Here is an 11,888-nt window from a genome sequence, read left to right as displayed (position 1 = left end):
GCTTGAACGCGAAACCGCTGCTCTCCGCCGCCGTCGTCCTCTCCCTCGCCCTGGCGGCCCGGACCGCCGCATCGGCGGAAAATACCAGCTGGATCCAATCCCAGGGCTCCCGCGCGGCGCTCGAGCTCGACGTCCTGAGCAAGTCGGCCGGATGGTCGATGGCCGACGTCGACTCCGAGGTGAGCACGTTCGGCCTGAGCTTCGCCCTCGTCGGTCAGCTGGCGTGGCGCAAGCGGCTCCTCCTCGATGCGGAGCTCCCGCTCGCCTACGGCAGCGTCTCCGCCACGTTCCGGTCGTCCCGGCTCGACGTCGACGAGAGCAGCAGCGCCGGCAGCTTCCTCTTCGGCAACCCCACGATCGGCGCCCACTACGCGCGCGCGATGTCCAAGAAGCTCGCCGTCTTCGGCGGCGGCGCGCTCTCGATCCCCGTCATCACCGACCCCAACGCGGACGCGCGCGCCGCGCTGCAGGCGATCCTCCCGGCGCGCGCCTACGCCGATCTGCACCGGTTCATCCCCGAGCACTTCCCCCTGCGGGCCCGCGGCGGCGTCGAGGCCGAGATCGCCGCGCGGCTCGTCTACCGCGCGGACACCGCGGTGATGGTCGCCTTCCCGACCAGCGGGGGCGACGTCGACCTCGTGCTCGAGCAGGGGAGCGAGCTCGAGCTGCGCGGCAAGGGCGCCTTCGGCGGCGGGCTCCGGCTCCAGGCCGCGCTGACGCTCGCGCACGAGGACCTGGCGCAGCTCGCGCTGGAGCCGTTCGTCGGCTACACGCCGGCAGAGCCCGGCTTCTACGGCCGGGCGGGGCTGCTCGTGGCGCTCGACGCGCCGCTCGGGTTCGGCCTCGCCGAGGACAAGGTCGCCACGCTGCGGCTCGCGGTCGGCCACAGGTTCTGACGTCCGCCGGCGCGCCGCGGGAACGCTGCGCGCGCCCCGCCGCCCGTCGTAGGCTTCGGCGGGGCGGGGGCGGATCGGGCGAAAGGGCGGGTGGATCACGATGGGCGAGCATCACGTCTCCGAGCGGGCGAACGAGGAGCAGCTCCAGGCCTTCATGCGGGCGCTGCTCGACGATGTCGCGGCGCTCGAGCGCCTCCTCGAGGAGGATCGCATCGAGTCGGGCGTGCGCCGGATCGGCGCCGAGCAGGAGATGTTCCTGGTCGACCGCGCGCTCCGGCCGGCGCCGGTCGCGCTGGAGGTGCTCGAGCGGGCCGCCGACGGCCGGCTCACGACCGAGCTCGCCCGGTTCAACCTCGAGGCGAACCTCACCCCCCTGCCGTTCGGCGGCGGCTGCCTGCGGCGCCTCGAGGCCGAGCTCGCCGACGTCGTCGGCCGGGCCGCCGAGGCCGCGCGCGCCGTCGGCGCCGAGGTGCTGCTCGCGGGCATCCTCCCCACGCTGCGCGCCGGCGATCTCCGGCTGGAGAGCCTCACGCCGGTGCCGCGCTACCACGAGCTCAACCGCGCGCTCCGGGAGCTGCGCCAGGGCGACTTCCGCGTGTCGATCCACGGGCTCGACGAGCTCGAGATGACCCACGACAACATCCTGCTCGAGTCGTGCAACACGAGCTTCCAGGTCCACCTCCAGGTCGGGGCGCGGGAGTTCGCGCCGCTCTACAACCTGGCGCAGGCGGTGACCGCGCCGGTCCTCGCCGCCGCGGTCAACTCGCCGTTGCTCCTCGGGCAGCGGCTCTGGCACGAGACGCGGATCGCCCTGTTCGAGACCTCGGTCGACACCCGCCCGAGCGCCCGCGAGGGCCGGCAGCACAAGCCCCGCGTCCACTTCGGCGACGGCTGGGTGCGCGAGGGCGCGCTCGAGCTCTTCCGCGAGGACATCGCGCGGTTCCGGGTGATCATGACCGCCGAGACCGGCGAGCCGCCGCTCGCGGCGCTCGCGCGCGGCGAGGCGCCGGATCTCCGGGCCTTGCGCGTCCACAACGGCACCGTCTACCGCTGGAACCGCCCCTGCTACGGCGTCGCGGACGGCGTCGCGCACCTGCGCATCGAGAGCCGCGCGCTGCCCGCGGGGCCCACCCTCCTCGACGAGGTCGCGAACGCCGCCTTCTTCTTCGGCCTCATGTCCGGCCTCGCCGAGCGGCACCCGCGCATCGACCTGGAGATGCCGTTCGAGGACGCCAAGGCGAATTTCTTCGCGGCGGCGCGCCACGGCCTCAAGGCGCAGCTCGCGTGGACCGGCGGGCGGAGCCTCCCCGCGCCGGAGCTCATCCTCACGGAGCTCCTCCCGGCGGCCCGGGAGGGCCTCGCGGCCGCGGGCATCGACGCCGCCGACATCGACCGTTACCTCGGCGTCGTCGAGGAGCGCGTGCGCCGCGGCCAGACCGGCGCCCAGTGGGCGCTCGGCTCGCTCGCGTCGATGGCCGGGCAGGGCACCCCGGAGCTGCAGTGCCGCGCGCTCTCGGCGGCGATGCTCGCCCGCCAGCAGGAGGAGTCCCGGAGCGGCGGGGCTGGCCGCCCGGTGCACACCTGGGAGCCCGCGGCGCTCGAGGCGGACCTGGATCTGCTGCGCGACAGCTACCGGACCGTGGGCCAGTTCATGTCGACCGATCTCTTCACGGTGCGGCCCAGCGACATCGTCGACTTCGCCGCGAGCGTGATGGACTGGCGGCACGTGCGCCACGTGCCGGTCGAGGACGAGCAGGGCCGGCTGGTCGGCGTCGTCTCGCACCGCGCGCTGCTCCGCCTCGTCGCCCGCGGCGCCGCGGCGTCGAACGGGTCCGCGCCGCCCACGGTCGCGTCCATCATGCGGGCCGATCCCGTGACGATCACGCCGGAGACGCCGACCCTGGAGGCGATCCGGATCATGCGCGAGCAGCGCGTCGGCTGCCTGCCCGTGGTCGCGGGCGAGCGGCTCGTGGGCATCGTGACGGAGCGCGATCTCCTCGACGTGTCGGCCACCTTGCTGGAGGCGTTCCTGCGCGAGGGGTGAGCGGGCGTGGCCCTGGCAGGCGGATGAAGAAGAACAACCGCCAAGGACGCCAAGAGGAAGAGAGGGATATTTTCTCTTTCTCTCTCTTCCTCTTGGCGCCCTTGGCGGTTTTCTTCCATTCTGTGGCCGGCTGCGAGAGCGTCGAATACCCAAAGGCCACCGGCGCTGCGCACAGCAGCGCAGCGAGCCGAATCCGTCTCCCCATAGCCAACCACGCCATCGGGAAGATCCGGTGTGGGCCCAATTATCGTTCAGGGCCGCTCCACCGATCTTCCACCCTCCTCGCACCTCTCCGAGCGCTCTCTCCACCTCGCCGCCCCGAGCGAGGTTGACACGCCGCGTTAGCGCACCTAAGGGATCCCTCCAACCGGCGTGCTCCGGCGAGCCGGGATCCGGGGGGCTGCGCGGGGCGCGCGGGGCGGGCCCGCGGCGGGCCCTCCGGCAGCAGAGGAGTCGACATGGCTTCAGGCAAGAATGGGAAGGGCGGCAAGGACCGGGTGGCGGTCGTTGCCGGGCTGCGCACGCCGTTCACCAAGGCAGGCACGGCGCTCAAGGCGATGCGCACCGTCGATCTGGCCGCCACGGTGGTCAAGGAGCTCCTCCAGAGGAGCGAGGTGAGCCCGCGCGACGTCACGCTGGTCGTCTACGGCCAGGTGGTGCCGACGCTCGACTGGCTCAACATCGCGCGCGAGGTGGTGCTGCGCACGGGCATGCCCAAGGACATCGACGCCTTCAGCGTCTCGCGCGCCTGCGCCACGTCGCTCCAGGCCATGACGAGCGCCGCCGAGGCGATGCTCGCCGGCCAGCACGACGTCGCCGTCGTCGGCGGCGCCGACAGCATGAGCGACGTGCCGCTCGGCGTCTCCCGCAAGCTCGCCTCCGCGCTGACCGACCTCCAGAAGGCCAGGACGCTCGGCGCCCGGCTGGAGATCCTCTCCCGCCTCTCGCTGAAGGACATCGTGCCCCCGATCCCGGGCTTCTCGCGCGAGCCGACCACGGGCGAGCAGATGGGCGAGGCCGCCGAGAAGATGGCGAAGCAGAACGGCATCTCGCGCGCCGAGCAGGACGCCATCGCCCACCGCTCGCACACGAACGCCGCGCGCGCCTGGCGCGACGGCACGTACGCGGCCGAGGTCATGCACGTGATCCCCCCGCCGTACGACAAGCCGGTCGAGCGCGACAACGTGGTCCGGGACGACTCGACCCTCGAGGCCTACGCCAAGCTGTCGCCCGCGTTCGATCGCCGCCACGGCACCATCACCGCGGGCAACGCCTCGCCGCTCACCGACGGCGCGAGCGCCCTGCTCCTGATGCGCGAGAGCAAGGCCAAGGCGCTCGGCTACCAGCCGCTCGGGTACGTGAGGTCGTGGGCGTACGCGGCGGTCGACCCGGGCTGGCAGCTCCTCATGGCCCCGGTGCTCGCCGCGCCGCGGGCGCTCGATCGCGCCGGCCTCTCGCTGGATCGCATGGACCTCGTCGACATGCACGAGGCCTTCGCCGCGCAGGTCGCGTCGAACCTGAAGGCGCTCGCGTCGCCGTCGTTCGCCGCGGACAAGCTCGGCCGGTCCGCCGCCGTCGGCGAGGTCGACCCCGAGAAGCTCAACGTGAACGGCGGCTCGATCGCGCTCGGCCACCCGTTCGCGGCCACGGGGGGGCGCATGGTGCTCTCCACGCTCCGCGAGCTCAAGAAGCGCGGCGGCCAGCACGCGCTCCTCACCGTCTGCGCGGCGGGCGGCCTCGGCGCCGCCGTGGTCCTGGAGGCAGCATGACGACGACCGAGAGCACCGCGACGCAGTCCCCCGCGGCCAAGAGCCCCGTCTCCCTCGAGGTGCGCCCCGACGGCGTCGCCGTGGTCACGTACGACGTCCCGGGCGAGGCGGTCAACACGCTGAAGCCCACGTTCGCCGGCGATCTCGAGCGGATTATGGGCCAGATCGCGAGCAACCCGCTCATCAAGGCCGCGATCCTCGTGTCCGGCAAGGCCGACACGTGGATCGCGGGCGCCGACATCGACATGCTGAAGAGCGTCACCACGGCGGCCCAGGCCGAGGCGATGTGCCGGGCCGGCCACGAGGCGGTCCTGCGGATCGTGCGCTCGCCCAAGCCGATCGTGGCCGCGATCCACGGCGCCGCGCTCGGCGGCGGCCTCGAGGTGGCGCTCGCGTGCCACGCCCGGGTGCTGAGCGACGACAAGAAGACGGTGCTCGGCCTGCCCGAGGTGCAGCTCGGCCTGCTCCCCGGGATCAACGGGCTGCAGCGGCTCGCGGAGCGCGCCGGCCTGCAGGCGGCGCTCGACCACGGCCTCACCGGCAAGAACATGCGCCCCTCCAAGGCGCGGCAGCTCGGCGTCGCCGACGACGTGGTCCCCGCGCCCATCCTGAAGGAGACGGCCGCGGCGCTCGCGCTGAAGCTCGCGGCGGCCGGCCCGCCGTTCCGGCCGCAGCCCGCCGGCAAGAAGGGCCCGAAGCTCGACGCCGCCGCGCTCACCCGGGCTGCCCTCGAGCAGAACCCGATCGGCCGGGCCGTGCTCTTCCAGCAGGCCCAGAAGCAGACGCGCGAGAAGACCGGCGGGCACTATCCGGCGCCCGAGCGGATCATCGAGGTGCTGCGGACCTACGCGGAGCGGGGGTTCGACGCGTCGAGGGACGTCGAGGCGCGGGCGTTCGGCGAGCTCGTCGTGTCGAGCACGGCGCACCGGCTGATGGAGCTCTTCTTCGCGACGAACGCGATGAAGAAGGACACCGGCGTCGACGACCCGTCGGTGCAGCCGAGGAAGGTCGAGAAGATCGCGATGATCGGCGCCGGCCTGATGGGCGCGGGCATCGCCTACGTGAGCCTGAACGCCGGCATCGCCGTGCGCCTCCGGGATCGCGACGACGCGTCGCTCGGCCGCGGGCTCAAGTACGTGACCGACATCCTCGGCGACCGGGTGAAGAAGAAGCAGCTCACGCCGCTCGAGCGGGACCAGAAGCTCGCGCTGCTCACGACGACGACGGACACCTCGGGCCTGAAGAGCGCCGACCTCGTGATCGAGGCGGTGTTCGAGGATCTCGCGGTGAAGCACGCGGTCTTGCGGGACGTCGAGGCGAACGGCAAGGACGGCGTGATCTTCGCGTCGAACACGTCCTCGATCCCGATCTCCCGGATCGCGGCCGCGTCGAGGCGGCCGGAGAACGTGGTCGGGATGCATTACTTCAGCCCGGTGCACAAGATGCCGTTGCTCGAGGTCATCCGGACGGAGGCGACGTCTCCCGAGGTGGTCGCGACGGCGGTGGCGGTCGGCAAGCGGCAGGGCAAGACGGTGATCGTGGTGAACGATGGAGTCGGCTTCTACACGAGCCGGATCCTCGGGCCGTACATGAACGAGGCGAGCTGGCTCCTGGCCGAGGGGGTGTCGATCGAGCAGGTCGACCGGGCGCTCGTCGCGTGGGGCTGGCCGGTGGGCCCGCTGGCGCTGCTCGACGAGGTGGGCATCGACGTGGCGGCGCACATCGGCCCGATCATGATCGAGGCGTTCGGCGATCGCATGTCCCCGCCGCCCACGATGGCCAAGCTGGTCTCCGACGACCGCAAGGGCCGCAAGAACGAGCGCGGGATGTACCTCTACGGCGCGGCGGCGAAGAAGAAGGGCAAGGGGAAGCACCCGGACGAGAGCGTGTACGCCGTGCTCGGCCTGCCGGTGCCGAAGGCGAAGGACAAGCCGCCGGTGGCGGTCGAGGAGATCCAGATGCGGTGCTCGCTCCAGCTCGTGAACGAGGCGCTGCATTGCCTCGGCGAGGGCGTCCTGCGGAGCCCGCGCGACGGCGACGTCGGCGCGATCTTCGGCCTCGGCTTCCCGCCCTTCCGCGGCGGCCCGTTCCGCTATGTCGACGCCCTCGGCCCCGCGGAGGTGCTCCGCCGCATCGAGGTTTACGAGCGCCGCTTCGGCAAGCGCTGGACGCCCGCCCCGGCCCTCGTCGAGGCCGCGAGGACGGGCAAGCGCTTCTACGACTGACGCGCCGGGGCGCGGCGGCGGGCGGCGGCATCCGTCAGAAGCTGCCTCGCGCGCCGAGGACCGCGCCCGCTGGCCCCGCCTCCAGCACCCCCGCGCTGACCCACCTCGGGCGCGCGCCGGTCGCCGCGCCGGCCTGCGTCGGTTCGGTCCACAGCAGCACCGCCGCCGCGCCGAGCCCGGCCAGCCCCACCCCGAAGCCCACGGTGCTCACCACGGCCATCGCGTTCGCGCTGTTCGCGGCGTCGAGCCCCGTCGCGTCGCAGGCCTTCTCGTCGCTGGCCTGGATGGCGCCGCCGCAGTGCCGGTCGATGACGCCCTTCTTGCCGAGCACGAGCGCGCCCATGATCCCGCCCAGCGCGAGCCCCGCGACGCCGACGCCGCCCGCGACGTAGGCCGCCGTGCGACGGCCCGCCGGGGCCTCCCGCGCGCCGGACGTCGGCGGCGGCGCTCCTCTCTTGATGTCCAGCACCAGCGCCTTCGACTCGCCTTCGGCGATCGTGATGCGCTGTTCCTGGACGACCCCTCCCGGCATCTCGATCGCTATCCGGTGCTCTCCTGGATCCACCGGCAACGCGACGCCGAGCGAGGCGTCGCCCAGCTCGTGGCCGTCGCGCCGCACGACCGTTCCGGCCGGCGCGCCCGGCGGCAGGGAGAGCGCGAGCCGCGGGACGCGCCGGGACAGCGCGTCGAGCTCCTGGGCCGCGACCTCCGGCCGCCTGCCTTGCCGGGCCTTCTCGGCCCGCGTCATCCGATCGAACAGCGCCATGTAGTCCTTGAAGCGCGCCGCCGCGGTGGCGACCCGGCCCCACCTCGCCTCGCAGGAGGCCAGCGTGAAGAGCGTGCCCGGCTGAGGGTCGAGGCGCTCGCTCTCGGCGAGGGCCTTGCAGCCCGTCTCGTAGCGACCTGCCTTCATGTCGGCGAGCCCTCGATCGAAGAGCGCCTCGGCGGCCGCGATGTCCTGGGCCGCGGCGGGCGCGGAGAGCGAGAGCAGGCCGAGGGCGGCGAGGAGCTGCGTGGGCCGGCGGAACCAACGAATCATGATCTGGCGCTCAGCAGGCAAGGGAGCTCGGGACACGGGCCCATGTGGGGGACGAGCGACGCGGAGCATGAAGGCCGGAGGGCGGGCTGGCGAGCTGAAACATCACCCCTCCAGTGAGCCTCGCCGGGACGCATCGGGCCGGTCGGGGCGCGCGCGGGAAGCGAGACGGCGTCGCGGCGGAGCTCCAGATCAATGCCGCCCGTACAGGTCGGGGGTCGAGGCGGGCTCGCGCGGCGGCGGCTTCTTGTTGGCGGACGACGCCGGAGGCGCCTTGGACCTCGAGGGCGCAGACGTGCTGGTAGGCGCCGGCGGAGGTGCGCTCGGGCGGCGGGAGGCCGCGGCTGGCGCCGAGGCGACCGGCGCCGAGGTCGCAGGCACCGCTGGCCCAGGCGCGGCGCTGGGCTCGGGCGGCGCGGCGCTGGGCCCGGGCGGCGCGGCGCTGGGCTCGGACGCTGTCGCGGGCGCTGCCGCGGCCCGTCCGGGCGCTGCCGCGGTCGGCCCGGGCGCTGCCGACTCGCCGGAAACAGGGTCTGGAGCCGCCGCCTCCGGACCGCCTCCGCGAGCGCCCAGCAGGAGCCAGCTCCCGGCGCCCAGGACCCCGAGCCCCAGCACCGCCAGTCCGGCGGCGATCGGCCCTCGCATCGGCCTCGCCGCCCTCGTCGGCCCGGCCGACACCGCCGCCTCGGTCTGGGTCCTCGCGAGCGTCAGCCCGTGGGAGCGCGAGTCGCGCTCCGGGTCCGGGATCGTCGGCGGCTCCGCCGCCTCGTGCGCCGGGGTCATCGCCGTGACGGCGGCGACCATCCCGGGACGGGACGGCGTCCCGGAGATCGACCACCGTTCGCCGGCCACCGGGACGCCGAGCACCTCGCCCAGGGCCTGCACCGCCTCCACCGCCCGGCCGAACCGCGCCGCCGGCACGACGGCAGTGGCCCGCGCAAACCACGCATCGAAGCCCGGCGGCAACATCACACCTTGCGCGCGCGCGCGCTGCACCGGCGGCTCCTGGGGACCACGGACGGCCAGCAGCGCGAACGCGACCATGTCGCCCGCGCTCCTCGCCTCTTGCCGCCAGTACGGTATCCCCACGAGCAGCGTATAGGCGATCATGCCCAGAGCATAGATATCCGCGGCTCCCGTGAGCCTCGCGCCGACCCGGAACTGCTCGGGCGCCATGTAGATCGGCGTGCCGAGGTTGCGCGTGGCGCCGGCCGCGGCCGTGCTCTCGGCGATCAGCTTCGCGATGCCGAAATCGAGGAGCTTCACGCGGACCGAGCCGTCCTCCCGCTCCGCCAGGAAGATGTTTGCGGGCTTGAGGTCGCGGTGCACGATGGACGCGGCGTGGGTGCGGTCGAGCGCGAGCGCCGTCTGGTGGAGGTAGGTGATCACCTCGGCGGGCGGCAGGCGGCCGGCGCGCTTCAGGCGCTGGCCGAGCTCTTCGCCGCGGAGCAGCTCCATGACCAGGAAGGGCGTCCCGGTCGCCTCGTCGACGCCCGCGTCGAAGACGTCGACGATGTACTCGCTCTCGACGTTCGCCGCGATGCGGGCCTCGAGCTTGAAGCGCTCGCGCATCTCCTCGTCCGCGAAGATGTGCGGGTGCATGGCTTTGAGGGCCCGGCGGCGCGCCGTCTCCAGGTGCACCACCTCGTGGATGCTCCCCATTCCACCGGTAGCGATGAGGCGCACCACGCGATAGCGCCGCGCGAAGACGGTCCCCTCCGCGAGTGTGGCCGACACGGCGGGAGGCTCGCTTACCGGGCTGGCGGCGTCAAGGATCCAGGGAGCCGGCGGCCGGCCGCGAGCGAGCGCGGCGGCGGTCTCCCTCGGTGCGCGCCGTCACGCATCACCTCGCCTCGCCGCGCCGCCGCGCAGCCTGTGGGGCCCGGCGCGCGGCGATCGCGCGGCTGGACGGCGAGGCGCCGGCATCGCGCTCGTCGAGGCGCTCCCGCGGCGCCGCTCTCGACTACAGGTCTCTCGCACACCGGACGCCGGCGTCATTCTCGCTGTCCGCCGGATCGTCATAGGTGCGGTACGAAGTGGGCAGGTACGAGGCATCGTTGACGAACGCCCCGCCCCGGATCACCCGGTCCGAGGCAGCGGCCATGTTGGCGCAATCCTCGCACTCTTCTTCGGGATAGTCGGCGTGCCAGTCCAGGACCCACTCCCACATGTTCCCCGCCAGGTCCGCCTGCCCCCATCGCCCATCGCCCTTCGGCCGGGACCCGACGGGCAGGACATCGGTGAGCTCACAGTCGCTGGCCGGAGACCCGTCTCCGGCGCAGTCGTACGCCGCGTAGCTCTCATCGATGGTCGCGTCCGCGGGCTCCGACCACGGATACTCTCGCTGCTGTTCACCGCCGGCCGCGGCGTAGTTCCACTCCACCTCCGTGGGCAGCCGGCCCCCGTCCCACGCGCAGAACGCGAACGCCAGGTACCAGCTCAGGCAGTTCACCGGTAGATGCTCGTGCGCTTCGGGCACGTCCGTCCATATCCGAAAGGCCAAATCGCACTTCAGCGCGTCCTTCAGCGCCGCCGCGTTCGCGGGCAGCCAGCTGTTGTCCCAGCCGTCATTCCACCCGCTCCCCTCGATGAGCGGGTGCTTCCCCGCGCCCGCCTTCGGCTTGCTGCCGGGATACGCCTCCACGAACTTGCGAAACCGCCCCACCGTCACCTCGAACCGATCCAGCGCGAACCCGCTCACCGTCGCCGGATATCTCTCGTCGTTGTCTCGCTTGAAGCTCCCGCCGTCCACCTCCAGGGTCGCGCAGCAGCTCTCGTCGCCCCTGGGGCCGCATGTCTCCTCGAGCCCGACGCAGCTCGGCGGAGCGGGGCATCCCCCGCCGGAGCAAGCCCCTCCGGGACCGGTCCCGCTGGATGCTCCAGGGCCGGTCCCGCTGGCTGCTCCAGTGCCGGTCCCGCCGCCCGCTCCTTCGTGCAGGTAATAGCCGTCGTCCAGCCCCACGAGCGTCCCGCACCCGCCGGTCATGACAGCCCACGCCGCCCCTATCCATGCCGCGAGCTTGCCCTTCGCCATGTCCTCTTCTACAGCCCCGGCGCGGAGGCTGTCCACCGCTGCGCATGGCCGGGATCACGCGGTGATTCGCCAGCTGGTTACGCGCGCGCCGCAGCGCGCCTGCGGAGCCCGCACGACGGCGACATCGGCGCGACCGTCAGGCTCGGGTTCCCGTCGCCCCGGGACGGGCAGGCGAGCATTCGACGTCACCGATCACCCGGCCTCCCCGCTGCCGTAGAACCTGTCGAGGATGTCCGAGACCTGCCTCGCGATGGCACTCACGCGAGGAGCCGAGGGGAGACTGTCCTGACAGCGGGTCAGCAGGTCGATAAGCGCCCGGCGTAGCCTTTCATCGCCCTCGTTCATCCGCTCGATATTGGCCTCGGACACTAGGTTCAGGTACTCGGAGAGGAGCCTCGCGGCCGCGTCCCGTCCCGACGACGCCTCCCCCGCATCAGCCAAGCCCAGGTGGTCGACGGGTGCCGTGAGGAGCCAGCCGCAGTACCTGCCGCAGGAGAAGAGAAGATCGAGATCCTGCGCGATCGTCAAGCGGAGCGGCTCCGCGACGAGCCTTCCGCGATCGCTCACGCAGACAAGCGCATCGCATCGTTCGTTCGATGCTGCGCGCGCCTCGGTCGGATTCAGATTGAACACCGCTGGCTCCATGAGCCGGGGGAGTCCCTCACGCCGCGGCGCGGCCAGCCAGGCGCGGGTCGTATTGTCGTCTTCGAGGAGGCCGTCGGGGAGAGTGAACAAGAGACTGCTGAGCAGCAGCGTCTCCTTGTCGAAGCGCAGCTCATCGCCGCCCTCGAAGCTGCTGCCGACGGTGCTCGCCATATGGTGGTCATAGCGGGATTCCCGGCGATCAGGGCCCAGATGCAGCGTATGGATCCCCCATCTGGGAA

Annotated in this window: 8 protein-coding genes; 4 read left to right on the top strand and 4 right to left on the bottom strand. The window is 72.7% G+C overall.

Annotated features, from left to right (window positions below):
• The first annotated feature begins 2 nt into the window (after positions 1-2).
• From WME83_RS00315 to fadJ, 4 genes are all read left to right on the top strand, one after another.
• Complete coding sequence (locus tag WME83_RS00315) at positions 3-896, top strand: hypothetical protein (RefSeq protein ID WP_437317256.1); 894 nt, start codon at positions 3-5, stop codon at positions 894-896.
• A 100-nt stretch (positions 897-996) separates the two neighbouring features.
• Positions 997-2,940, top strand: coding sequence for a CBS domain-containing protein (locus WME83_RS00310; protein ID WP_437317255.1), 1,944 nt, complete (start codon positions 997-999; stop codon positions 2,938-2,940).
• 458 nt (positions 2,941-3,398) lie between these two features.
• Positions 3,399-4,709, top strand: a complete 1,311-nt coding sequence (gene fadI / locus WME83_RS00305) for an acetyl-CoA C-acyltransferase FadI (protein ID WP_437317254.1) — start codon at positions 3,399-3,401, stop codon at positions 4,707-4,709.
• Complete coding sequence (gene fadJ, locus WME83_RS00300; RefSeq protein WP_437317253.1) at positions 4,706-6,934, top strand: fatty acid oxidation complex subunit alpha FadJ; 2,229 nt, start codon at positions 4,706-4,708, stop codon at positions 6,932-6,934. Before fadI ends, fadJ begins: the two co-directional genes overlap by 4 nt.
• A 34-nt stretch (positions 6,935-6,968) precedes the next feature.
• Here fadJ and WME83_RS00295 read toward each other — a convergent pair whose 3' ends face one another.
• The 4 genes from WME83_RS00295 to WME83_RS00280 form a co-directional block, all read right to left on the bottom strand.
• Positions 6,969-7,973, bottom strand: a complete 1,005-nt coding sequence (locus tag WME83_RS00295; protein WP_437317252.1) for a hypothetical protein — start codon at positions 7,971-7,973, stop codon at positions 6,969-6,971.
• A 189-nt stretch (positions 7,974-8,162) separates the two neighbouring features.
• Positions 8,163-9,707 (bottom strand): serine/threonine-protein kinase, encoded by a 1,545-nt coding sequence (locus tag WME83_RS00290; protein WP_437317251.1) that lies wholly within the window; start codon positions 9,705-9,707, stop codon positions 8,163-8,165.
• Between the two features lie 226 nt (positions 9,708-9,933).
• On the bottom strand, positions 9,934-11,004 hold the full coding sequence (locus tag WME83_RS00285; protein WP_437317250.1) for a formylglycine-generating enzyme family protein: 1,071 nt from the start codon (positions 11,002-11,004) through the stop codon (positions 9,934-9,936).
• A 192-nt stretch (positions 11,005-11,196) separates the two neighbouring features.
• Positions 11,197-11,820, bottom strand: a complete 624-nt coding sequence (locus tag WME83_RS00280) for a hypothetical protein (protein ID WP_437317249.1) — start codon at positions 11,818-11,820, stop codon at positions 11,197-11,199.
• Positions 11,821-11,888: the final 68 nt, after the last annotated feature.

Source organism: Sorangium sp. So ce385 (assembly GCF_051474135.1).
In the GTDB taxonomy this organism is placed as follows: Bacteria; Myxococcota_A; Polyangia; order Polyangiales; family Polyangiaceae; genus Sorangium; species Sorangium cellulosum_D.
Note: the sequence above shows the minus strand (reverse complement) of the source record. Positions and strands in the feature narration are given on the sequence as shown.